Source organism: Legionella sp. W05-934-2, from assembly GCF_964199965.1.
Classification (GTDB): Bacteria; Pseudomonadota; Gammaproteobacteria; order Legionellales; family Legionellaceae; genus JAFIFT01.
On record NZ_CAXMZT010000001.1, the window covers coordinates 355,919 to 381,029 of the forward strand.

A 25,111-nucleotide genomic window follows, 5' to 3' on the forward strand; every position below is an offset into this window, starting at 1 on the left:
AATAACTGTGTCATCTCTTTGAACTTGTTATAATTTCAACACTTAAAAGAGGTGATCATGAATAAGAATAAAAAGATAGATTTATCCAATTTTGATTTCAACGATTTTAAGGCAGAGGCCTTAACTCAATTAAAGTCTGGCCAGTCCCTTACTGGTAAAGACGGTATCTTAACCCCTCTGACTAAAGAGCTTCTTGAAGCAGCCTTGGAAGGTGAAATGAAGGCTCATATTTCTGATTGTCATGAGTCGGGCCTTAGCAATCGTCGCAATGGCAAAACATCCAAGTTAATGAAATCTACAACAGGTGCTTTTGAATTAGAGACTCGACGTGACAGAGAAGGACTTTTTGAGCCTGAAATTATTAAGAAGCGTCAAACGGTATTAAATGAGTCATTAGACACTAAAGTGCTGGCGTTATATGCCCTAGGTATGAGCTATGAAGCTATAAGTGAGCACCTGGCTGAAATGTATGGCCTTGACGTATCATCAGCTAAAATCAGTCTCATCACGGATAAATTGTTGCCTATGATTACCGAATGGCGCAATAGGTCATTAGAGTCTGAATATCCTATTGCCTTTTTAGACGCCATGCATTTTAAAGTACGCGTTGAGGGCAAAGTCACAAGTAAGGCATTTATGGCTGATTTAAAGCTTGTGTATAAAGCATCTAGCAAAGATTTAGCTGAGCATCATCTGCTTGAGCTAGAGGAGAAATGGGGCAAGAAATACCCAGCAGTTATGAAGTCATGGAATAATAACTGGGAAGCTTTATCTCAATTCTTCAAATACCCTGAGGAACTAAGACGCATCATTTACACCACAAATATCGTAGAGGGGTTCCATCGCCAAATTCGCAAGTACACCAAAAACAAAGGCGCTTTTACTAGCGAAAATGCCCTGATAAAGCTTATTTATTGTGCTTGCCAAAAAGTACTGGAAAAATGGAATCAACCCATGCACAATTGGGCGCTTATCGCTTCCCAGCTTCATATTTATTTTGAAGACCGTATGAACCTGAGACTTAGATAATCAATGAGGTGACACAGTTAGATGAACTCTCTAAAATGAAAAATTGCGGGTTAAATCTTTCTCTTTGCAATACAGCTCAGTTTTATATCCATCTTGATTCTACCGTACCATCCGCCACTAATATGTGAAATCTAAGGTTGAACATGGCATCCCACGGATATTTCTGCGGAGTCATTCCTCCACTAATTTGTCCTTATTCCTTGTAAAGAATCAAGATTTCATGCTGGGCTTTTCAGCCCCGTCTTCTCACCAATTCTTCGAGTTTGGTTTTAACTCCTCATCCTCACCTAAAGTTTCTAATCGTTGCGGAGGGTTATTGCTGTTACTAAAGAAACCATTATTGCCAACTTTAGATATAGATGTAGTTTCGATATTAGATGCTAAAAGTAGAAGCAATAACAAATCAGAATTATCCAAAATTGGTAAGTTAAAAAATGTTGATGGCACAGTATCCTTAACTTGCGATTGAGGAATTGACTCAATTATTTCTTTTATTTTACTTAATGCTTCATTTTTTTCAGAACTCTCTTCTAATCGTTGAAATTTTTTTTCGATACTTTCAAATAAAGAGCGTATTCTGCTGGAGTTGGACTTAGTCTGGAGAAGAGCTTGTATAATATTAAAAGTGCTTATTTCTAAAATAATAGTATTAATGGCAAACAACAATTTATCATTTACATCCTTATGCTCATTTGTAAAAGTAACTGGCATCATATTGTGAGCTTTTATTAACCAACCAATATATATTTAGAGCCTCGAGACTCAATACGGGAGAGCGTTCTCTGGTCGCTATTTGAGAAAATTGTTCTTTAACTCCTTTGTAAGCTAAGTTGCCCGCGATCAGTTGATACTCATTTTTCTTATCTTCGTTTAAATTGGGCAATGTTGTAGCTGCTTTTTCATAAATGTCACTAAAATAATCGATGCCACTTGATATGCATTTTTCTCTTCCTCTTAACATACTGGTTAATGATTCTTTATATTGCCCATTAATAAATTCAAATGTTTTGTTTTCAATAGCAAGTGCATCAATAGATTGTATGCTTCCGTCTTTAACTGTTATATTTTGAATTACGTGTTCGAAACACGTTATTCCTGAATTTACACCGTGCGCAAGACGATAATCAAAACCTTTTAGTGCATCAAAACCTACAATTACGGTAGGTAAGCACTTAGATTCATGAATTACTTTGTTTAATACATAAGGTATACTTTGGAATCCTACTATCCGAGGTTTCACACCATATTTTCTTGAGGGTTTCAACTCAGTATAATCGTTAATCTTACCATCGCTATATATATCCAACAGCAGTTTCATCCAATCTCGCTGTTGATTTTGATCTAAATTAGCTGGTGCCTCCATATAGAGGCATACCTTCGATCCTTGACTGTAGGTATAAAACGTTGGAAACGTCTCATAATACCATCCTAATGCTAGCAATTTTTCTCTTATTTCGATGTTCCTTTGTAATGAGCTACGTTGAACATTCAGCGGCATGCTCGTGTCCTGTATAGGCACATAAGTTAACAAAGAATCATTATTAGGAATTATTACATGTGCCACTATATGATCTGGTATGGGATTAATAGCAACTAATGATTGTGTTTCAAAAACGGGGCCAGCGTTGATTGATTGCTGATATTCATTGACCGCTTGCACTACAGCGGCTTTTCTTCCTGAACAATCAAAAACATAATCAGCAGGATATACGCCAAATGAATTATCCTTTTTAAGAGTGATTACCCCTTTGACTTTAGTTTCGGTTTCGGCTTGCAATCCGATAAATTCTTCATCAATAAAGGAAACTTTTAAATCTTTTAAGTTTCTGTACAGCTCGCGCTCTAATTCTTTGATGTGATGCGCTTCCGAATGGGGCGTTTCGATACCTGTATTATAAGAAACTATTTCAAATGTTTCATGATTCAAATGGCCTGGTCTAGTATAATTATTTTCCGGACGCTTTTCTATAATTACTATATTTTTAGCGTTAACCCCTAAATTTAATAACCGAGTTGCTTCATACAGACCGCCTAAACCCGCGCCAATAATTACATGAGTAGCCATAGAATAACACCTACTAATTCGACAAATGAGCGTTTATTATACAGAATAAAAATTAAGGAAATATTAGGCTGTGTTGACAATAGGTGTGCTCTTGAACTATCTCTACTACTTATGCGGAAGAGAATCCAACATTTAGCTCAATATATGAGGAGCAATTTGGGAGTAAGCGAGATTAGATCTGGCAAAAAGAAAGTTACCTGCATTAGTTCGCGCCTTTTTACATTACTTTAATATGGAGTCTGAAGTAGACAGCTTCTGTAATGAGCTCCGCAACTGTTTAAAATAACCACCGGTAGCCACAATGCTATCTATACTGACAAAAACTGTCACTATATACCGGTATCCTGTCTCATCTCATTAATCCCTTGTATAAAGGAGTTTTATCATGCCAAATTGGATAGCTATTGCCTCAGCAGAGCATGTTCAAATAGGTCGGCAAGAAGGATTTATGCAAGTTTGTCATGGTAAGTGCGCTCCTTTACAACGTATGAAACCCAATGATTGGGTCGTCTATTATTCTCCTACCATCACATTTGGAGGTAAAGACAAGCTACAATCGTTTACCGCATTAGGAAAAATTAAAGAGGGCGATCCCTATCAAGTCGATATGGGCAATGGCTTTTGTCCATTTCGCAGGGATGTAAACTGGCTTACGTCACAAGTGGCAGCGATACAGCCCTTGATAGGTCAACTTGGATTTATAAACAATAAGAAAAACTGGGGATATGCGTTTCGTTTTGGTCTAATTGCTATCAATGATGAAGACATGCAACGGATAATTAAAGCCATGCAAGGCACAGATAACTAGGCATCGGATGAAACAATACAATGTGTAACGGCCCACGCAATCCCAAACGCTACGCTGAATTTGGGATGGCTCCCCGCCTGCGCGCTGAGGAATCCTGGCATTTTGTAAGTAACTAGAATTATGAATGATAATAGTGCTCATAATTCATGTCGTTCCCACGCAGGCGGGAAACCATTTATCATGATGGCACTTCACTTTGTTTGAGGCATGGTTCCCTTAATTTCACAAACGAGGAGTTACAAAAATGATAATAGAAAGCTCAGTCTATGCATTTTTTAGTTAAACGGTAGGTGTATTTAGCCGAACGTATACGATTAACGAGTTATGCTCGAATCTGGTGTATGGGAAAAATAAATTAGGTGGCGTATCCTGTTGATTGTTCGCCAAGAACATTAATCAACAAAAGGAAATACGCCATGAAGGATTGTAATCTGAAAGAAGTCACTACACCAGAACAAAAAATCGCCGATCCATTAACTGAATTATAACGTAATGGGGCTCGTGATTTAATTAGGCAAGCGGTAGAGGCGGAACTCGGTGCCATGTTGTCTGAATATGAGGATTAAAAATTAATCGATGGCAGGCAAGCTATCGTGCGTAATGGTTATTTTCCTGAACGAACGATTCAAACGGGTATTGGAGATGTGACAATAAAAGTGCCTAAAGTTCGAGACCGCAGTGGCTCTGGGATTTGTTTTCAAACCCATTTATTACCACCGTATCTGAGGCGTACAAAAAGTATTGAGGAACTGATTCCTTGGTTGTATTTAAAAGGGTTATCAACAGGTGATTACACTGAAGCCTTGGGCTCGCTATTAGGTGAGCATGCAAAAGGCTTATCTGCGAACACGGTATCTCGGTTGAAAAGCCAATGGCTTTCAGAGCATCAAAGCTGGCAACGCCAAGATCTAAGTCGAAAGCGTTATGTTTATTGGTGGGCAGATGAAATTTATAGCCAAGTGCGAATGGATGATCGCCTGTGTTTGCTGGTTATTATGGGCGTTACTGAGCACGGTCAAAAAGAGTTGGTCGCTGTGAGTGATGGGTTCCGTGAGTCCTCAGCTAGTTGGGAAGAACTGTTAACGAGCTTACGGCAAAGAGGACTTTCGCACTCGCCAAAACTTGCTGTAGGAGATGGTGCGCTGGGCTTTTGGAATGCTATTAGCAAAGTGTCCCCTGATACCCGTCATCAGCGATGCTGGGTGCATAAGACAGCCAATGTACTAAATAAGCTACCGAAGTCTGTGCAGCCAAAGGTGAAATCAGCACTACACGAAATCTGGATGGCTTCAACGCGCAAAGATGCCTATACGGCATTTGACAACGCATTGGAGCTATTTACACCCAAGTATCCAAAAGCAATGGAGTGCTTGAAAAAGGACCACGAGGAATTACTTGCATTTTACGATTTTCCAGCAGAGCATTGGATTGATATTCGAACAACAAATCCAATTGAATCGGTCTTCGCAACCGTGTGGTTGCGTACCAAAAAGTCTCACAACTGTGGCTCAAGAGATAGTATATTGGCAATGGTATTTAAGCTAATGGAATCCGCTCAGAAGCGGTGGATTAAAATTAGGGGGTTTAACTTATTAACGCTTGTGGTTAATAATGTTAAATTTGAAGATGGAGTGCAGGTGGTTGAACAATCAGACAGGAAGGCCGCCTGATGTTATTTTGGTCATACACCAGATTTGACAATAACTCCTTCGCAAGTACACCAAAAACAAAGGCGCTTTTACTAGCGAAAATGCCCTGATAAAGCTTATTTATTGTACTTGCCAAAAAGTACTGGAAAAATGGAATCAACCCATGCACAATTGGGCGCTTATCGCGTCCCAGCTTCATATTTATTTTGAAGACCGTATGAACCTGAGACTTAGATAATCAATGAGGTGACACAGTTAGATGAACACTCTCTGTTTTTCCCTCGGGGCTGAACCTACAACTGATTATCACTGAATATCATGTAGCGAAATCTATTTTCTATTTCTTATAGATTTTTTATCAGCTTTTTGGCAGCTTCTTTTTGGGCATCATCACCATACTCCAGAACCTCTTCTAGTGATTGCCGCGCGGATTCTTTGTCACCCATCGTGATATAGGTTTCAGCTAAAGATAACAATGTTTCCATTGCTTTTTTACTTTTAACTAACTTTTTCTTGTCCGCAGCGCTTTGTTTATCTGCTGAGTGACCAGTTGCTGATTCGACTAAATCAGCAAGAGAAAATTCATTATCAATATTGAACTCTTCATCGATGTCATAAACGGGTATGTTATCTTCATCTAGTTCTGTCGCTTCTTCTTTTGATTTTTTAGCCCCTACTTTTGGCGCTTTGACTTCTTCTTTCGGCTCTTTCGCCTCTTCTTCTAGCTCTTTCGCTTCTACTTTTGGCTCTTTGGGTTCTTCTTTTAGTTCTTTCGCTTCTGCTTTTGGCACTTTCGCTTCTGCTTTTGGCTCTTTCGCTTCTGCTTTTGGCTCTTTGGTTATCAGCTTATCCGCTTCATTGTTCTCTTTAGACAAATTATCCTTTTCAGTTTTTGATTTACTAGCCGCAAAAATAGCATCTGTATCAATATCAAACTCAAGAAGATTCTCATCCTCTTCAGCGGGAGCCTCCTCAATTTTTTCTTTCTGAGATTTTGATTTTTCAATTGCTACTTTTTCAAATGTCAGGCCTTCGTCATCACGCTCATCCTCTTTGGCATGGTCTGGCTGTTCAACATCCCCCTTATCTAATGAAGCTGCTACGGGGATAATTGGGGTCGATTCAAACTCGATTGATTCGACACTTTCACTCTCTGTTGGTTCTGTGATTTGAGCTTGTGGTACGTCTGGAAGATTTTCAGCATGTTCTTGTTCTGCCTGGACTTCAGCTTCCTTCTCCGCTTGAGGAGTTTGTTTTAATGTGTCTTCTTCAATTTTGGCTTGTTGTTCAGCCAAATCCTTTTCTAAGGCACTTAATTCTTCTGATAATTGCAGGCTATCATCACTTGATTCTTTGCTAATGGGCGAGGGGTTATCTTCTTCGGGCTCTTTTTGATTTTCGGATAAAGCCACTGTACCTGCTGGGGATTTTTCCGTTTTTTGGCCTATATTGTTAGACACCTTTTTTTCGGTGGTTTTTTCGGGTTTTGGCGCTTCTTCGTTTGCAGATTTTCGACTGATTTTAACAGATACTTCTTCATCAGGCTCCACTTCATCTAACGCTTCATCTCTAGCCCCTTGTTTGATTTGAGCTAATTCACGATCGATATCCTCTGGTGAAATTACTGTAGCAGGCGTATCAATTTTGCGGATAGGTGACTTAGTAGCGCCAGATTGAGAACCTGTTTCTGAACCCTCTTCACTTGTTTTAACTGGCTCTTCGGCTTTTGGTTGTGGGATTGGTTCTTCTATTTCTTCTTTAATCCTGGGCAGTTCTTTTTCGATACCATGTTTTCGACGCAAGTATAATGCTTGTAATTGTTCTCGATAATAATAACCACCAGCACCAGCAGATGCGGCAATTAATAGAAGAAAGATCCATAACCAAGGAAACTCACTTTCTACACCAACAGGACTGGATGTTTGCCCAGCAATTCCCTGCCTCGTCTTGATAAGAAGGCTCAATTGTTGTTTTAATTGTGCAATGTCTTGATCTCTCTGCGCCATTTTTTGTTGCAGCTGATTATTTGATTCCTTAAGCACCGTTAATTGTTGCTTCAGTCCTGAAACTGAGTCAGGAACAATCTCGGGGCTTACCTTCTCATTTACCGCTTTATCAGGTTGAGTAGAATCGAGTTGCTTTGAAGGAGCTTGGTTGTCTTTCACTTTCGCACCATCAAATTTCGCTGATTTCTTCTCAACTAACTTGGGTTGTTCAGGTTCAGGTTGAGGCTGATTAGAATGGCCAGCGATTGTGGGCAGTATGGAATCAGGCGACAAATTAAATAAAAGCGCACTTTTTTCTTGTTTTTGCGAAATCACAGACTTTGATTGGCCTTCCTGAGCAGTTTGCTCTCCTTTTGAAGTCTTGTCATCAGTAATGCCCTGCTCCTCTTGTTCAGGCTGATTGTCTGCTTTATCGGATGACTGATCTTCGTTTGGTTGTTCCTTCCCTGTCTCATCCAATGGCTTACTAGGTTTAGATATTTCTTCCAACTTACTATCAGGCGCAATAACAATCCCTTTTGTATAGGGTGGGATAAGTACATGATCGATAGGCTGCTTAGTTGCCCAAGCTTTATCTTGTGCCGCGATTTCCTTAGCGGCCAAATCTTTAGGAATTTGTGTTACATCATCATTAGAGGGTATTTTGAGTATTTTTCCTGCCATCAGTCCATTGATATTACCTTGTTTAAACGCAGTTAGATTTGCACCATTGATTGCAAGGATCACTTGTTGTAACGTTGTGTTAGCAGTTACGTACCGTTGAGCGATTTGATAAATGTCTTCTTTACCTGTGGTTGGGCCATAGGATGACTCAGGCCGATTGATATCATCTTGGCTTGGAGAAACTGTCTTATCGACGTAAACTTCTTTTTCCACCACCCCTCTTTCTTTCCCTTTTTTTCCATATGGGAGCGATGAAGTGCGGTGTCCTAGCTCCGCCTTGATCTCATATTTGGGAGGATCTAAGAGCAAAGTATAGGCCCTATATAATTGACCGTTGGACCACGCTAAGTCAACGACTAACTCAAGATAAGGTTCATTAATTCTTTCAGTCGATGTGATGACAATAACGGGCTCACCCTTTTCATTTTTTCTAACTTTGAGATTTAACTTATCTAAATCATCATCGTAATTTAAGCCAATCCGTTCAAAATCGGCGAGGGATGCGACAGCAGCTTGGATACCAGTGAGAGGTACATCTCCCACATCAATTAGTTTAATTTCACCATAAAAAGGCTGATTAAGATAAGATTTTATTTGCAAATCACCCATACCAAGAGAAAATGCGCTTGCAGAGAAAGACAATAACGCCACATTTATAAAATTGAATTTCAAGCCTGGCTCCCTGGTGAAAAAAATAAAATTATTTTTTTTTAACATAGCACGCAGACCATGCTTTTTCAAGCTAACTTATTGTATTTGAATCAAGTTTTAAACCAGAATGATAAAAAAATGGCAATTTCATTCGATTAATAACTGTTTTTACGTGTTTGAAATTGCTAAAATCCAGATTTTATATTTGGAATCAACTATGTCCACAGTTATTTTAGATGGAAAGTTATTAGCTGAAAAAAAGAAGGTTTTGCTCAAGCAAGACGTTGACAATTTTCAAACGACCTACCACAAGTCGATTACTTTGGCTGTTATATTAGTTGGAAATGACCCTGCCTCCTCAATTTATGTGAACCATAAACAAAAAGCATGCCAAGCTGTTGGGATATCATCAAAATTTATTAGCCTGGACAGTCATATTAGTCAGGCTGAACTACTTTCGGTTATTGACTCATTAAACCATGATCCAACCATACACGGCATTCTCGTGCAATTACCCCTCCCCAGTCATATCAGCAAAGACAAAATCATTCAATCAATTTCAGTCAATAAAGATGTCGATGGGTTTCATCCTTATAATACCGGACTACTTGCTCAAGGACTTAAATGCTTAAGACCCTGCACCCCCAAAGGTGTCATGGAATTATTATCAGCCTATGATTTATTGGTAAAAAGTAAGAATGCCGTTATTGTTGGTGCATCTAATATTGTCGGTCGTCCAATGGCATGGGAGTTACTTAAAGAATATGCAACGCCTACCATATGTCATCGCAAAACAAAGAACTTAAAAAGGCACATAGAGCAAGCGGATATTGTCATCAGTGCAACCGGGAACCGAGAAGCAGTAAACAGTGATTGGCTGCAACCGGGGCAAATAGTCATCGATGTCGGTATACACAGGCTGCCTTCGGGAAAATTATGTGGCGATATTGACTTTGAAAAGGCGGTTTCGAAGGGTGTCGCAGCAATCACACCCGTTCCGGGTGGTGTGGGACCTATGACAGTAGTATGCTTACTTGAAAATACGATTCAAGCAGCTCTAGAAATGAACGCAGGTGTGCAATTGTAGGGTCGCCCATACAATTGCACATCACCTAGATTTCCATCAAATCCTTTTCTTTAGAAGCTAATACTTCATCAACGTGGTGAATGTATTTGTCTGTTAATTTTTGCATATCCTCTGTGGCTTTCCTTTCTTCGTCCTCAGAGATCGCTTTTTCTTTTACCAATTCCTTAAATTGGGTATTCGCATCCCGACGAATGTTTCGAATCGCAACCCGACCCTGCTCACCTTCAGAGCGCACAACTTTTATAAGTTCCTTGCGTCTTTCTTCGGTTAACGGCGGCATGGGTACACGAATCGCCGAACCTGCTGACGAAGGGTTTAATCCCAAACCGGAATCCATAATTGCTTTTTCAATCGTAGCGACCAATGCCTTTTCCCACGGGGTTATCAATAATGTCCTGGGATCGGATGCTGTGACACTGGCGACCTGATTAAGAGGCGTTGGATTTCCATAATAATCAATTACGACGTGGTCTAATAAACCAACATTTGCACGGCCCGTTCTTACTTTAGTTAATTCAGAGGATAAGTTTTCAACGCTTTTCTTCATACGCGCTTCTGCGTCTTTTTGAATATCTTTAATCATTGTTTGCTCCCACAATGGTTCCTATTTTTTCACCCTGAACAATCTTTTTTAATGCCCCATCCGTATGTAAATCAAATACTTGCAAAGGCATATTTTGCTCTTGACATAAACAAATAGCAGTTAAATCCATAACTTGCAACCCTTGTTGCAGCACATCATTGTACGTAAGAAAATCGTACTTTGTTGCATTTGGGTTTGATTTTGGATCAGCGGTATACACACCATCAACATTCGTGGCTTTAATAACTAGGTCAGCACCAATTTCAATTGCCCGTAGGCAGGCTGCTGTATCAGTTGTAAAAAAAGGATTCCCCGTACCAGCTGCAAATATTACCACATGGCCATTTCTAAGATGCGTGATTGCCTTTCGTCGATGATAGGGGTCAACAACACCCAACATTGGAATAGCCGACATAATTCGTGAAGGTAGATCAATTCGTTCAAGTGCATCACGTAAGGCAAGTGCGTTCATAACAGTTGCTAACATACCCATATGATCGCCAGTCACCCTTCCGATACCCGCCGCTGATAATGCTTTACCTCGGAATAAATTACCGCCTCCAACAACTAATCCAACTTCGACACCCATGCTAACAAGCTCAGCGACTTCATTAGCTATTTTATCTAAAACAGCTGGGTCAATACCAAATTGAGATTGACCCATCAATGCTTCACCACTGTATTTAAGTAGTATTCGCTTATATTTCAACGTTGACTCATTCTTCATTGATCTCGAACCTGTGCCATGACTTCTTCAACAAAATTATCTTCTTTTGCTTCAATGCCTTCGCCCACTTCAAAACGAATAAATTGCGCTACATCAGCATTTTTCTCTTTCAAAAGCTGACTGACTTTCTTATTAGGATCTTTTACAAAAGGTTGTCCTAATAAACTGACTTCATCAATGAATTTATTCAATCTGCCCTCAATCATTTTTGCAATGATCTCTTCTGGCTTACCGCTTTCACGCGCTTGTGCAGTATATATTTCACGCTCATTTTCAATAGCTTCTGCTGATACTTGGTTGGAATTAACGACCATTGGCTTACTAGCCGCGACATGCATCGCCAGATCTTTTGCTAATGTTTCGTCTCCTGAATTCATGCCAACTAAGACTCCAATTCGGCTACCATGTAAGTAACAGCCAATGACGCTATCAGCACTCATACTTACCATACGGCGAATTTGGATATTTTCTCCAATTTTAGCGACGAGCTGTTGTCTCGCTTCTTCAACCGTTTGACCATCGGCTATTGGCAAGCCACTTAGCTCAGCAACTGAGCTTGCGTTGTGCTTTAGTGCAACCGTTGCAGCTTTGTTTGCAAAGCTAACAAAGTTTTCATCTCGAGCAACGAAGTCAGTCTCACTGTTAACCTCAATCATCATAGCCTGTTTTTTATCATTTGATAATGCAACAACTACAGCACCATCCGCTGCAATACGACCTGCTTTTTTATCTGCTTTAGCTTGGCCAGCTTTGCGCATTTCAGTAATTGCTTTGTCGATATCGCCATCCGTAATTTCTAAGAATTTTTTACATTCCATCATACCTGCACCGGTCATTTGACGGAGTTGGGCAACTTGTTTTGCTGAAATAGCCATTCGATTATTCCTCCAGAGATACTAAAAAGGGGGCTTGTTCTGGTTTTAACACCATCGACAGCCCCCTCTTTAATTCATTTCATAGTTTATTCACTTGCTTACTTTTTAGTGTCTTTTGCTTTTGTTGTGGATGTTTTTTTCGCGTTAGTTTCAGTCTTTTTTTCAGCTTTGGCTACAGGCTTAGCTTCCGCTTTGGCCTTAGTGGCCGCCTTTGGGTTAGCTGCTGCTTTTGGTTTGGCTTCAGCTTTAGACTTTTCTTCTACCTTCGGCTTGGCTTCAGATTTCGCTTTTGTTTTGGCCTTTGCAACCTTTTCTTCAGCTTGTTCATCCTCAACATCTACTTTAGCTTTTGCTTTAGGCTTTTCTTCTACCTTAGCTTCTGACTTCTTAGCCTGTTTTTCAGCAACCTGTTCTTCAGATTTAGCCTTTGACTTCGGTTTTGCACCCGAATCACTTTCACTTTCTTCGGCATATTCTGATTCACTGGAATCTTCTTGTCCTGGGCTCGATTTTCTTGCCTTTAGAATCGTATCAGCTACGGCACGAACATAGATATCAATTGCTCTCATTGAATCATCGTTACCAGGAATGACATAATCAACCAAATCAGGGTCGTTATTGGTGTCGACAACGCCGATAACTGGAATTCTCAAACGTCGTGCTTCTTGGACAGCGATGTTCTCAAATCCAACATCAATAATAAAAAGAGCATCAGGCAAGCCGCCCATGTTCTCTATACCACCCAAACTACGCTCTAGTTTGTCCAGCTCTCGATTTAGCATCAAGGCTTCTTTCTTAATCATTTTATCGAAATCACCCCGATCACGCATGTCTTTCAATTCTTTTAATCGAAATATAGACTGTCGGACTGTTTTATAGTTGGTTAGCATCCCACCAAGCCAACGATGGTCGACAAACGGCATACCGCATCGCGCTGCGTGAGTGCGAATGCTTTCTTGTGCCGCACGTTTTGTACCAACAAATAAAATCTTTGCTTTATTAGCAGCTAGCTTAGCAATATAATCCAATGTTGTTTGAAACATTGGCATTGTTTTTTCAAGGTTGATAATGTGTATTTTATTGCGTGAACCAAAAATATACTCAGCCATTTTTGGATTCCAGTAGCGCGTTCTGTGACCAAAATGCGCGCCCGCTTCTAACAGTTCTTTCATGCTTACAGACATAATTACTCCTGGGTTATGCTTCCACGCTCCCCATGTGATACCCGAATGTCAAATCTTCAGGACCCAACCACATGTTTCGAAAACGTGTGAGTCGTTAAATGCCCCGCTTTTATATCACAACACAGCATTTTTAGCAATTAAATTCATCTATTTCTCGAATGTATATAGCCCTATCAGTTGTCATTGCATTTTAATTAACAGCTTCTATACTTGTATTGATAAAAAAATCAAAATAAGGAAATTATTATGAATAAGCGTCCCACATTAATCGCAATGTTGTTTTTATTATTTTTCTTTATGCAACCAACACTGGTACATTCCCAACCTGACGCATCTCAATCAGGTCAAACGGCTAAGATGGATTGGCAAAAAGAACTTGGTTTAACCACTGAACAAACAGATAAAATCAAACAAATTAAAGACGCAAGCTATGACGATATGAAAGAATATCGTGTGCAAAAATGGGGGCTATACAAAAAAATGGTCATGATGAGCCATAACAAAGAAATTGACGAACAGAAATTGAAATCATTAATTTCTGATATGAATACCATTTCAGAAAAGATGATGCGTCAAGAAATAAAGATGAAGCATGACATCTATATGGTTCTCACGCCCGATCAAAAAACAAAAATGGATCAAATGATGCAGGCACGATTGAAAGAGATGGAAAAAGTATATGGTCAGTAAAATAGCGCCCATGCGTATATAATTATTTTCTTACTTCCGGGCTTATCAAGCCCGGGAGAAGCTTTAATTTTGTTTATCCTTTTTGTTGCAAAGACTTGCTGCTAACAACTCGCCAAGCTATTATCCTTTATGAACCGTTTATAATTTTAAAAAACAATGCCCTCAACATCCCCAAGCAAGCATATCAGTCAATTTAAGCAACAATTGGGAGAAAAAATCCACCAGTTGTCAGTGCCCCAATTTACTACCAAATTGGTTAATTATATCGATAATTTGATTGTATCTCTTTACCAAAAACATCAACTCAATCGATATGCGATAGGCATACTGGCAGTTGGTAGCTATGGTCGTCGCGAATTGCAGCTCTATTCCGACGTTGATTTGGTTATTCTTAGCAGCAAAAATCTATCCGAAACTGGCAAACAGAAGGCGGGACTTTTTATCCAGGATTGCTGGGATTTGGGCTTAACGATTAGTCATCAAATAACAACTGTAAAACAACTTGCTGAGCTGGCTGCAAACGATTTGAGTGTGATTTCCTCTCTTCTCGATATGAGAATGTTAGCTGGAAAAGGGGACTTAATGGATTCACTTGCCTTCCAAACCCACCCGAGTCAAATGTGGACTAGTGAGACGTTTTTTCAGGCAAAACTGTCTGAACAAAAAAAGCGTTATGAAAAATATGGTGAAACAGCTTATAACTTAGAACCAAATGTCAAATATGGTCCAGGTGGTCTGAGAGATTTGCAAATCATTTTAAGCATTGGTAAACGCCATTTTGGAATCAAAAAATTAGCTGATGGAATTAATTGCGGATTTTTTAATGATAAGGAATATGAAGAATTGGTTCAATGCCAACATTTTCTATGGCAAATACGTAATAGCCTCCATTTCTTAGCTGGAAAAGCGGAAGAAAGGCTTTTATTTGATTACCAAATTAAACTCTCTCGATTGTTTGGATTTCAAGACAACAATGCAAATTTAGCCATTGAGCAACTAATGAAAACTTATTTCAATGTCATCAAACGAACTCGTGAGCTAAACGAAATGTTATTACAACTATTCAATGAAACAATCGTATTTCATCAAAAACAGAAAATCAAACCAATAGACGATTGCTTACAAGTGTCTAACCAACACATTGAAATCTGTAAACCCCACATCTTCCACCAACACCCGATCGTACTATTACGTTTATTTTATACCATGGCAAAGAATCCTTCTATACGTGGTATACGTGCAAATACAATTCGCCTAATTCGACAAAATCTCTATTTGATCAATCGTCGTTTTAAAAATATGAGCGAAGCAAAAAAATTATTTTTAGCCCTATTCCAGCAAGATAATTCACCCTATGAAACACTCCATCAAATGAATCGATATGGCGTGCTCGGGCGTTATTTGGAGAGCTTTTCTCATGTAACAGGCCAGATGCAATATGATTTATTCCATGTTTATACTGTTGACCAACATACGCTCTTTGTCATTCGAAATATCGGACGATTTCTAGACCCAGCCTATGAGGGTAAATTCAACCTAGCCTATCGTTTAATGTCAGATTTGCCTAACAAGGACATCCTTTATTTAGCAGCACTGTTCCATGATATTGGCAAAGGTAGGGGCGGCGATCATTCCGAAATTGGCGCAAAAGAAGCAAGCGATTTTGGGATATCCCATTCCCTCGAAAATGACAAAATAGACTTATTAGTTTGGCTGGTTGAAAACCATCTGTTGATGTCTCAAACTACCCAGCGCTCGGATATTTATGACCCACAAATCATCCATGCTTTTTGTCAACATTTACCCAAACCTGACTACTTAGACTATCTTTACCTACTGACTGTCGCAGATATTTGTGCAACAAATCCTGCTTTGTGGACCGCGTGGAAAGATTCGCTCCTTAAAGAATTATATCGGTCAGCTAAACAAGTGATGCATGATGAACGCGCATTGATTAATGAATCCGTGATTATCGAAGAAAGACAGCAACAATCTCTATCCCAGTTACTCGCAATGGGGTATCAAAAAAGCGCTATCCTTACACTTTGGCAATCAATCAAAACGAAGTACTTTTTACATGAATCCCCAGAAATCATAACAAGACATACCGGATCCATATTAGATTGTGAGCGATACCCGCTCGTTATGATTATGCCTCACCATAGTCAAGGCGGCACGGAAGTATTCACTTATCTGCCTCATCGCGAGGACAGATTTGTTATTATTTCAACTGTCTTGAACAACCTGCATTGCACCATTCAAGAAGCATTTATTTCAACAGGAAAAAACCAATTTGATCTTGATACATTCGTCATCTTGGATGAAAAAAATCGTGAAATAACCTCGAAGGAAAAAACAGATAAAATCAAGCACAGCCTTACATATTATCTTAAATCGAAGGAGCGCCTCCCATCCATTATTAAACGCAGACAAACCCGCACACAAGCCCATTTTAATGTTGAGCCCAGCCTTGAATTTAGTTTACATCCAAAGCAGAATCAAACCTTATTGTTTTTGGTCACTGGGGACAGACCAGGCTTATTGGCAGCAATTAGCCATGTTTTTTATCAACAGCATATTCAGCTACATCATGCCAAGATTGCAACTGCCGGGGAACGCGTTGAAGATACCTTTCATATCAGTAATGCAGATGGTAAGCCATTGTCCAATGAAGAAAAGTTAGCTTTACAAGATGCTTTGAATAAAGTGATTTAATCGCGTTAGTTAGGAAGACAACAATCACTGACTTGACAGCTGAGCCATTAATTTCTCAACACGGCTTTGCTCAAGTTCGACCATTTTGCCCCTTGATAAGTTTCTTGGCAATTGAATATCCCCATAGCGAATTCTAATTAGCCTGGATACGTCAACACCCTGTGATTGCCATATGCGCCTTACCTCTCGATTTCGCCCCTCACATAGCACCACGTGATACCATTGATTCTTACCTTCACCACCTTGATAAGTAATTGTTTTAAATTGCGCAAGGCCATCTTCTAGCTCAACCCCTTTAAGCATTTCATTGATCATTTGCTCTGTCACTTCGCCATTAACTCTCACGGCATATTCACGTTCAAACTGCCTAGAGGGATGCATCAAGTAATTAGCAAGCTCTCCGTCATTTGTGAGTAATAAGAGACCCGAGGTGTTGATGTCTAAACGTCCAATTTGCACCCATCTTCCTTGTCTTAATTTTGGTAAATTATCAAATACGGTTTTAGAGTGCTCTGGATCCTGGCGAGAGCAAATTTCACCGACAGATTTATGATATAAAATAACACGCGTTCTAATGGTTCGTGCTAATGGATTATTGATGCGCTTGCTTTTAACAGATATCTTATCTCTTGGACCAACCGAGTCGCCAACCGAGGCAACTGTCCCATTGACTTTAATCCACCCCTGCTCAATCCACTTCTCCATTTCTCGACGGGAGCCTAACCCCGCCATGCTTAAGACTTTTTGTAATCGTTGCTTTTCACTCATAAGTATATTTCTTCAATTTGATCAGCTTCAACTATCCCATTTATCCCCTCGATTACAGGTAAATCCTGCAAAGAAGGTAATTTGAAATAATCTAAAAATTGACTAGTAGTGCGGTATAATGCTGGCTTACCAGGGGCATCTCGATAGCCGCTAATTCGAATCCATTCTCTATCGACGAGTGTTTTCAATATTTGGCTGCTAACACTCACGCCACGTATTGCTTCGATGTCTCCCCGAGTCACTGGTTGTTTATAGGCAATAATTGCCAATGTTTCCAGCGTTGCAGCAGAGTACTTTGGCGGCTTTTCAGCCCTAAACAGGTTTATCCAAGGTGCAAAGGCCTCTTTTGTCAAAATTTGCCAGCCGCTCGCTAGTTTAACCAGCTCAAATGCGCGATCGCTATAATCCCTCTTTAGTTGATGTAATGCAAGTGTTATCTGCTCAGGCGATATCGACCCATTGTTTTGTAGAATAGTTAATAGCGTCTCTTCGCTAACTGGTTGAGAAGCGGTTATTAAAATAGCCTCAATGACGGCTTTGATATCGATTTCGATCATAAACTCGCCTGTATTGTGATAGGAGCATATGGACTTTCTTGCTCAATAAGTATACTACCTGATTTTGCTAATTCAAGGATAGCTAACATGGAAACGACTAATCCTTGAAGCCCTTCTGATGCTGTAAACAAATGATAGAATGAGAGTGATTTAGACGTTTTAATTTTTTCTAAAATACTCTGCATTCGATCCTTTACTGACAATGGCTCTTGGACAATCTGATGACTCACTCGATGGGATTGCCTTTGCAACACATCTCGCATGGCTTCCTGCAACGCAGGTAATACGACGTTTGGATGAATCACCCAGTCGCTTAATCCTTGTCCTTTAACATCCACGGCATGAAAGTCATACTCTTGACATGGAAGTTTAGCGATGATTTCAGCCGCACGCTTAATTATTTCATAATTTTGAAGCTGCTTAACCAGCGCCATCCTCGGGTCATCTTCCGATTCCTCTTCATAAGGCGACTTGGGCAAAAGCAAACGAGATTTGATTTCAGCAAGCGTTGCTGCCATCAATAAATAATCAACCGCTAACTCAAATCGATGCGCTTCCATCAATTCAATATAGTTTAGATACTGATTTGTTATTTTGACGATTGGAATATCCAGTATATCAATATTTTGTTTACGTATAAGATAAAGTAACAAATCCAGAGGGCCGGAAAAACTATCCAGCAATACGCGCATCGCATCCGGTGGTATGTATAAGTCAGACGGCAAGTTTTCAACGAGCTCACCATCGATATAAACTGCCTCAGTCAATGCAAGTTCAGATATCAATGCCCATTGCCTCACGCACGTCATTTAACGTCTTATTTGCCTCATCACGAGCAGACTCGCTTCCTTCTGCAATGACTTTTTTTACCGATCCAGGATCTTGCTCTAACTCGATTATTTGTTGCTGGATGGGAGCCAGCTCTTTGTTAATAGCATCAACAATCGGTCGTTTGCAGTCTATACAACCAATGCCTGCTGTGCGGCAACCAGTCTGCACCCAATCTTTCGTAGAATCGTCGGAATATAATTTGTGAAAATCCCAAACAGGGCATTTTTGTGGCTCACCCGGATCCGTTCGCTTCACACGTGCTGGATCCGTTGGCATTTTTAAAATTTTTTGTTCAACAATAGCCGGTTCTTCTCGTAGCGAAATGGTATTGCCATAAGACTTTGACATTTTTTGACCATCAATGCCGGGCACCTTGGCATTTGCGGTCAATAATGGATGTGGTTCTGGCAAAATTATTTTACCTGTACCATCCAAATAGCCATAAAGCCGTTCTTTATCACCAATCGAAAGATTATGCTGATGAGCTAATAAGGCTTGGGCTGTCGTTAAACTTTCATGACAACCTTCTTGTTGAAACTGTTTTCGCAAATTTTGATATAATTTGCCATTCTTTTTGCCCATTTTTTTGATAGCATCCATTGCTAACTGCTCAAAATTAGGCTCCCTTCCATACATATAATTAAATCGTCTTGCAACTTCTCGCGTTAATTCAATATGTGAAACCTGATCCTCGCCAACTGGTACATGATCAGCGCGATATATAAGGACGTCAGCGCTTTGCAATACGGGATAACCTAAAAATCCGTAAGTTGATAAATCTTTATCTTTCAGCTTTTCTTGTTGATCTTTATAGGTGGGAACTCGCTCTAACCAGCCTAAGGGGGTGATCATAGACAATAGCAAAAACAATTCGGCATGCTCAGGCACCCAGGATTGGATAAATAAGGTTGCCAGCCCAGGATTCACGCCGCAAGCCAGCCAATCAATCACCATATCCCAGATTATTTGTTTCATAAAACCTGGTTCATCATACCTCGTCGTCAATCCATGCCAATCCGCTACAAAGTAAAAACATTCATATTGGTTTTGTAAGTCAATCCAATTTTTTATAACACCATGATAATGGCCCAGATGCAAACGACCACTCGCTCGCATCCCAGAAACAACACGCTTATTTTCAGAATATAAAGATGACATTATTTTCTAGCTCTTATTACGCTTAATGATTAACTAAATGGTGAGGGATCCCCGCCCCCTACTCGAATGATACTAGGATAATTCCCTGTTAAATCAACCACCGTTGTCGGTTCATTACCCACATTGCCGCCATCAATGATTAAATCAACTTGGTTTCCTAAAACATCTCTTATTGCCTCTGGTTCACTGAGTGGAACTTCAGCGCCAGGCAAAATTAATGTGGTACTCATAAGAGGTGCTTCCAAACAGTCCAGCAAAGCTAGCGTCACTACATTTTTGGGAACTCGCAAGCCCAAGGTTTTTCTTTTCGGATGAAGCATTAAGCGAGGCACTTCAGAAGTGGCGTTTAAGATAAATGTATAGGCACCCGGTGTGAAAGCTTTTAACAATCGAAAGATGGGGTTAGTCACCTTTGCATAAGTTCCAAGATCGGACAGATCCCGGCATACCAAAGTCATATTGTGATGTTTGTCTAAATGACGGATACGACGAATCCGTTCTAGCGCCTTCTTATTTCCTAACCGACACCCTAACGCATACCCTGAATCGGTCGGATATACTACTAATCCCCCATTTTCAATAAGATTAGTTGCTTGGCGTAACAATCTTGCCTGTGGATTATCCGGATGGATGGCAAAAAATTGACTCATTCATGTCCCCTATTAAGTCGTCCACAATGACCACACTGGTTGTATATTCTCAGGTAGCTTTGGTTGCCCTCCTAAACCAACTTGGGTTTCTGGTCCACCGTGAAAATCTGACCCTGAAGAAGCAAGCATACCATATTCTTGGCAAAAGGCAGCAATTAGTTTAATTCCTTCGATATTTTGATTCCCTGACACAACCTCAATCCCCTCACCACCGACATCCTTAAATTCCTCAATGAGTTGGCGCAACTTAGTTTGCGTCAATCCATATTTTTGCGGGTGAGCTAACACAGCAATGCCGCCACTGCCTTTGATCGCATGAACAGCTTCCGCTAAGCTTATCCACTGGCATGCATGGTAAGCTGGCCGCCCTCTTTTCAAATAACGCTTAAATGCCTGCGCTCTGTCTTTCACATACCCAGCATTAACGAGCACTTGCGCGAAATGTGGACGTGCGAGGTGATCATGGCCGGCTAATTCAATGGCCGCTCTTAATGGATCAGGAACACCCAGTTGAGCTAATGACTCTGCAATTGAATTAGCTCGTTGACGTCGTCTCAATTTTTGTTCAACAACCACCTCTTTAATCAATGGATTGTCAATATCTATCTGTAAGCCTAATATATGGATATCGTGTTTATTCCAGCGAATACTAATCTCGATCCCAGGGATGATTGTTATCGGTTTATCTTGGGTTATTTGTTGTAATTCAGAAACACCTGCAACTGTATCATGGTCTGTTAATGCCAACATGGTAACGGATCGAGACAATGCTTGTTGGGAAAGAGCAGTTACACTCAAAAAACCATCCGAATAGGTACTGTGACAATGCAAATCAATCATGGATTAAAACTTAGAGAAAAAGGCTGTCTATGTTGATATAAATTATAGCATTTTGCAAGTTTTTTAGATTAAACTAACGACTTTCTCCATCATCCGCGTCACATCAATTTGTTTGCTGTGATGGTTAACGGTAGCTATCAGAGGTATATTTATTCGCGATTGAATCGCTTGGATATTATCCTCAACATGGCTCATTTGGGGGTCAACCTTATTAGCAATCCAGCCAGCAACTGGTAATTGGTACTTGTGGATAACCTCATTCAGTAAGAGTGTGTGGTTGATACAACCCAATCGAATAGCCACAACGATTATCATGGGTAACTGGCTATATTTAACAACATCAATCCATGTTTCGGATTCATTCAATGGAACCATCAATCCCCCAGCACCCTCTATCAGACGCAATTGAAAGGTTTGATATTGTGACTGGTTCAAGAAAGCATGGATATCCTTAGCGTTGATTGTTATGCCTTCCGCTTGAGCAGCCAAATGCGGGGCTATGGGCTGATTAAATAACCATTGATTGATACTCATATTCGATTGGTTTGCCCCCATGAGAATCTGAACATCCTCATTGACCCATTGCTCTTGCAACCACTCACAACCGGAGGCAATCGGCTTTAAACCAACACAACGGAAGTGCAAACTGCGGAAATAGTGAATTAATAATCGGGTCACATACGTTTTTCCACAGCCTGTATCCGTGCCGGTGATGAAGAATGTAGTCATGTTAATCTCTCTTGCATATGGTCTATAAAGATATCCGGATGTGTCAAAAATGGCATATGACCACAATGGTTGATGATGCTCACATCATTGACACATAATTTTCCAGATAATACATTGGCTAATGAGGACGGTACAATCGCATCTTGCTTTCCCAACAAAAATGACACATTGCCTTCATAGCCCTGGATATGATGGCGAAAATCCATTTCTTTTAATAGGGTTAACCCTAATTCTGCATCCGTTGGTAAAGCGGGGGCATATTGATATATTGGACGATGGCTATGATTTAGGAATTGTAATTCGATAAAATCATGCACGGTTTTTATTGGATCATAGGCATATCGCCGATAAAATCGCGTTAGCACAGCCGGCTCAATGCCAGGCCAGTCGTTATGCTTTAGAAAACAAGGGGATGTTGCCACTGCGGCAAGGTGGTTGATACGCCTACCACCTTGATTGGCGACATGGAAAGCATATAAGCCGCCCAGCGACCAACCAATGATTGAAAAGGACTGAGGGAGTATATTTAGAAGATTATTTGTAAACAAATCCATCGGCATGGAAGGTGTAAGACCATGCCCTGGCAGGTCAACGGTTAGCATTTGCCAATTAGAAGGCCAGATGGGTTTTAAACAATCCCAAATCGCATGATCAAACCCCCAGCCATGTAAGCATAAAACAGATAATCCCTTTCCATATTGGTAGAGTTGTATCATATCAAAGCATTCGCCTTAGCCAAAGCTTCAAATAAGCGATCGATATCCGCCATCTTATGGCATGCATTTAAGCTGATGCGAAGGCCTGATTCTTTGACTGGGACTGTGGGACTACGAATTAATTGGGCATGAATGTCATGGTTGTGAAGATAGTTTTTAAATTTTTGGGCCGTTTCAGCACACCCTAGTTGAAGTTGTTTGATAGGGGTTAGTGTAAATCGCCAGGCCATTCCCGAGTCGAGTGCTTTTTGTTTAAAATATTCACTTAGAGCGCGAAGGTGTTGACGCGCATCACATGCCTCCACAATTGCGTCCAGCGTATGGTTTAATCCCTGTGCGAGTGCGGAGCTCATGGTTGTTGAATAGGTATAAGGGCGGGCAAATTGAATTAACGCATCAATCCATTGACTTTGCCCAACAACGGCAGCTCCCATTGACGCAGCGGATTTTGCAAAAGAGATCATTCTTAGTGGTACTTGATGTTGATGGATTTGAAAATGTTCACAAGCTCCCATCCCGTTTTGCCCAAGCACACCAAAGGAATGCGCTTCATCCACCATTAACCCACACTGATGTTTTGCCACTAAATCACGATAACGATCGAGGGGCGGCACCAATCCGCTCATGCTGAACATTCCCTCGGTGATGACCATCTTGTGAGGGGAAAGCTTGCTCTCAAGATGCTCAGCATCGATATGTCGAAAACGGCTATAGGCCACTTTGCCCAATTGAATGCCATCGTAGACAGAAGCATGGATTGCCTTATCAATTACCACAGGTATTTCTAATCGACCAAGCAGCGATAAAATCGCTAAATTCGCTTGGTAGCCAGAATTAAATAAAACAGCCGTATCACATCCCGTCAATTGCGCAATGCGATTTTCCAACCGTTCATGAGCCTCACTTCGACCACCATTGACCGGTGATCCGCCACTGCCTGTTGGATAATCCAAATAGGCTTGGGCATAATGGTGTTTTAAAGCCTCATTCTTTGACAAAGACAAGTAATCATTTGTCATAAACGATAAGCCACCTTGATTAGTATTAGCAATACTACGTTGCCGATATAGCCCACTTTGTTGCCGACTTTCAATTAAATCAGCAATATTAGACTGCACAACATCCATCTTTCGCTTCCAATCCAAGTTTCGATAACAATGAGAGATCGCTCTCTTTTTCAGGATTGCTACACGTTAACAATTTTTCACCAAGAAATACAGAGTTTGCGCCTGCAAAAAAGCAAAGTGCTTGCAACTCATCACTCATTTCAGTCCGCCCAGCCGATAAGCGTATCACTGCGTTAGGCATGGCTAATCGGGCACAAGCAATCGTTCGAACCAGTTCAAAATTCTCGAGTGGTTTTGCATTAGCCAGAGGTGTGCCAGGTACTGGAATTAAACGGTTGATAGGAACGCTTTCTGGTGGGGGGGCCATAGTGGCTAGTGTGGTAATAAAATCTATCCTGTCTTGGCGGCTTTCGCCCATCCCCATGATGCCACCACAGCAAACAGATATACCTGCATCTCTCACCAATTTCAACGTATCTAACCGGTCTTGATAGGTTCGCGTTGTCACAATTTTTTGATAGTGATTTTCAGACGTATCAATATTGTGATTATAAAAATCGAGTCCAGCCTCTTTTAACTGATGTGCTTGCTCCGATTTAAGCATCCCGAGTGTCATGCATGCCTCTAAACCAAGCGATTTTACCGTTTGAATCATGTCAATCAGCTCTGGCATGGCTTTATCAGGAAGATGTCGCCAAGCAGCGCCCATACAAAAACGGGTGGCGCCATTCGCTTTTGCCGCCTGAGCTTGCTCTTTCACACGTTCCAACGACGATAACTTCTCTTTTTCTATGGTCGTCTTATAATGGCCGCTTTGAGAACAATAACCACAATCTTCCGGACATGCACCCGTTTTGATGCTCATCAAAGTAGCTAATTCTACTTCATTTGCACGATGATTATTACGATGTGTAAGCTGAGCTTCTAATAGCAAATCATTCAAGGGCAAATCAAACCAATGTGTAATTTTTGCCTTTATCTGGGATTCATTGAAAATCATGATTTTTCCTTTGCATTACGTTCTTGGCATGATAAATTGCCAATATTTTTTGTCAACTTAAAA

General features: G+C 40.4%; 21 protein-coding genes and 2 pseudogenes. 6 read left to right on the plus strand and 17 right to left on the minus strand.

Annotation, left to right across the window (positions count from 1 at the left end; genetic code table 11):
* Positions 1-57: 57 nt before the first annotated feature.
* A complete protein-coding gene (locus tag AB3348_RS01695) occupies positions 58-1,029 on the plus strand; it encodes a transposase (RefSeq protein WP_367605803.1) in 972 nt (323 codons plus the stop codon).
* 246 nt (positions 1,030-1,275) lie between these two features.
* Here AB3348_RS01695 and AB3348_RS01700 read toward each other — a convergent pair whose 3' ends face one another.
* The gene (locus AB3348_RS01700; RefSeq protein ID WP_367605804.1) at positions 1,276-1,743 is read right to left on the minus strand and encodes a hypothetical protein; all 468 of its coding nucleotides are present in this window, start codon (positions 1,741-1,743) and stop codon (positions 1,276-1,278) included.
* The gene (locus AB3348_RS01705) at positions 1,718-3,094 is read right to left on the minus strand and encodes an NAD(P)-binding protein (protein WP_367605805.1); all 1,377 of its coding nucleotides are present in this window, start codon (positions 3,092-3,094) and stop codon (positions 1,718-1,720) included. The genes AB3348_RS01700 and AB3348_RS01705 overlap by 26 nt, the downstream gene beginning before the upstream one ends.
* A gap of 385 nt (positions 3,095-3,479) precedes the next feature.
* On the opposite strand from AB3348_RS01705, the gene AB3348_RS01710 reads away from it, so the two are divergent.
* Together AB3348_RS01710 and AB3348_RS01715 are read left to right on the plus strand one after the other, a co-directional pair.
* Complete coding sequence (locus AB3348_RS01710; protein ID WP_367605806.1) at positions 3,480-3,902, plus strand: EVE domain-containing protein; 423 nt, start codon at positions 3,480-3,482, stop codon at positions 3,900-3,902.
* Positions 3,903-4,318: 416 nt separating this feature from the next.
* Positions 4,319-5,572, plus strand: a pseudogene (locus AB3348_RS01715) (IS256 family transposase).
* 323 nt (positions 5,573-5,895) lie between these two features.
* On the opposite strand, the gene AB3348_RS01720 reads toward AB3348_RS01715, so the two are convergent.
* Positions 5,896-8,892, minus strand: a complete 2,997-nt coding sequence (locus AB3348_RS01720; RefSeq protein WP_367605807.1) for a FimV/HubP family polar landmark protein — start codon at positions 8,890-8,892, stop codon at positions 5,896-5,898.
* 196 nt (positions 8,893-9,088) lie between these two features.
* On the opposite strand from AB3348_RS01720, the gene folD reads away from it, so the two are divergent.
* Positions 9,089-9,958: a bifunctional methylenetetrahydrofolate dehydrogenase/methenyltetrahydrofolate cyclohydrolase FolD gene (gene folD, locus AB3348_RS01725; protein ID WP_367605808.1), complete on the plus strand. Its 870-nt coding sequence runs from the start codon at positions 9,089-9,091 to the stop codon at positions 9,956-9,958.
* A 25-nt stretch (positions 9,959-9,983) separates the two neighbouring features.
* Here the strand turns inward: folD and frr are convergent, their stop codons facing one another.
* The 4 genes and pseudogenes from frr to rpsB form a co-directional block, all read right to left on the minus strand.
* Positions 9,984-10,541: a ribosome recycling factor gene (frr, locus tag AB3348_RS01730; RefSeq protein ID WP_367605809.1), complete on the minus strand. Its 558-nt coding sequence runs from the start codon at positions 10,539-10,541 to the stop codon at positions 9,984-9,986.
* A complete protein-coding gene (pyrH, locus tag AB3348_RS01735; protein ID WP_367605810.1) occupies positions 10,534-11,268 on the minus strand; it encodes a UMP kinase in 735 nt (244 codons plus the stop codon). Before pyrH ends, frr begins: the two co-directional genes overlap by 8 nt.
* Positions 11,265-12,143: a translation elongation factor Ts gene (gene tsf, locus AB3348_RS01740; RefSeq protein ID WP_367605811.1), complete on the minus strand. Its 879-nt coding sequence runs from the start codon at positions 12,141-12,143 to the stop codon at positions 11,265-11,267. The genes pyrH and tsf overlap by 4 nt, the downstream gene beginning before the upstream one ends.
* A gap of 428 nt (positions 12,144-12,571) precedes the next feature.
* Positions 12,572-13,330: pseudogene (gene rpsB / locus AB3348_RS01745) on the minus strand (30S ribosomal protein S2); the annotation flags it as partial.
* Between the two features lie 243 nt (positions 13,331-13,573).
* Here rpsB and AB3348_RS01750 point away from each other — a divergent pair.
* Both AB3348_RS01750 and glnD read left to right on the plus strand, forming a co-directional pair.
* On the plus strand, positions 13,574-14,017 hold the full coding sequence (locus tag AB3348_RS01750; RefSeq protein WP_367605812.1) for a Spy/CpxP family protein refolding chaperone: 444 nt from the start codon (positions 13,574-13,576) through the stop codon (positions 14,015-14,017).
* 156 nt (positions 14,018-14,173) lie between these two features.
* On the plus strand, positions 14,174-16,732 hold the full coding sequence (gene glnD / locus AB3348_RS01755) for a [protein-PII] uridylyltransferase (RefSeq protein WP_367605813.1): 2,559 nt from the start codon (positions 14,174-14,176) through the stop codon (positions 16,730-16,732).
* A 24-nt stretch (positions 16,733-16,756) separates the two neighbouring features.
* On the opposite strand, the gene rluB is transcribed toward glnD, so the two are convergent.
* The 10 genes from rluB to bioB form a co-directional block, all read right to left on the minus strand.
* A complete protein-coding gene (gene rluB, locus AB3348_RS01760) occupies positions 16,757-17,500 on the minus strand; it encodes a 23S rRNA pseudouridine(2605) synthase RluB (protein WP_367605814.1) in 744 nt (247 codons plus the stop codon).
* Positions 17,497-18,057: an SMC-Scp complex subunit ScpB gene (gene scpB, locus AB3348_RS01765; RefSeq protein ID WP_367605815.1), complete on the minus strand. Its 561-nt coding sequence runs from the start codon at positions 18,055-18,057 to the stop codon at positions 17,497-17,499. Before scpB ends, rluB begins: the two co-directional genes overlap by 4 nt.
* Positions 18,054-18,857: a ScpA family protein gene (locus tag AB3348_RS01770; protein ID WP_367605816.1), complete on the minus strand. Its 804-nt coding sequence runs from the start codon at positions 18,855-18,857 to the stop codon at positions 18,054-18,056. Before AB3348_RS01770 ends, scpB begins: the two co-directional genes overlap by 4 nt.
* Positions 18,832-20,046: a tryptophan--tRNA ligase gene (locus AB3348_RS01775; protein ID WP_367605817.1), complete on the minus strand. Its 1,215-nt coding sequence runs from the start codon at positions 20,044-20,046 to the stop codon at positions 18,832-18,834. The genes AB3348_RS01770 and AB3348_RS01775 overlap by 26 nt, the downstream gene beginning before the upstream one ends.
* Positions 20,047-20,075: 29 nt before the next feature.
* On the minus strand, positions 20,076-20,696 hold the full coding sequence (locus tag AB3348_RS01780; RefSeq protein WP_367605818.1) for an L-threonylcarbamoyladenylate synthase: 621 nt from the start codon (positions 20,694-20,696) through the stop codon (positions 20,076-20,078).
* A gap of 12 nt (positions 20,697-20,708) precedes the next feature.
* The gene (locus AB3348_RS01785) at positions 20,709-21,536 is read right to left on the minus strand and encodes a PHP domain-containing protein (RefSeq protein WP_367605819.1); all 828 of its coding nucleotides are present in this window, start codon (positions 21,534-21,536) and stop codon (positions 20,709-20,711) included.
* 63 nt (positions 21,537-21,599) lie between these two features.
* On the minus strand, positions 21,600-22,265 hold the full coding sequence (gene bioD, locus AB3348_RS01790; RefSeq protein WP_367605820.1) for a dethiobiotin synthase: 666 nt from the start codon (positions 22,263-22,265) through the stop codon (positions 21,600-21,602).
* Positions 22,262-22,981, minus strand: a complete 720-nt coding sequence (locus AB3348_RS01795; protein WP_367605821.1) for an alpha/beta fold hydrolase — start codon at positions 22,979-22,981, stop codon at positions 22,262-22,264. Before AB3348_RS01795 ends, bioD begins: the two co-directional genes overlap by 4 nt.
* Complete coding sequence (locus AB3348_RS01800) at positions 22,978-24,108, minus strand: aminotransferase class I/II-fold pyridoxal phosphate-dependent enzyme (protein WP_367605822.1); 1,131 nt, start codon at positions 24,106-24,108, stop codon at positions 22,978-22,980. The genes AB3348_RS01795 and AB3348_RS01800 overlap by 4 nt, the downstream gene beginning before the upstream one ends.
* A complete protein-coding gene (gene bioB / locus AB3348_RS01805) occupies positions 24,089-25,048 on the minus strand; it encodes a biotin synthase BioB (RefSeq protein WP_367605823.1) in 960 nt (319 codons plus the stop codon). The genes AB3348_RS01800 and bioB overlap by 20 nt, the downstream gene beginning before the upstream one ends.
* Positions 25,049-25,111: the final 63 nt, after the last annotated feature.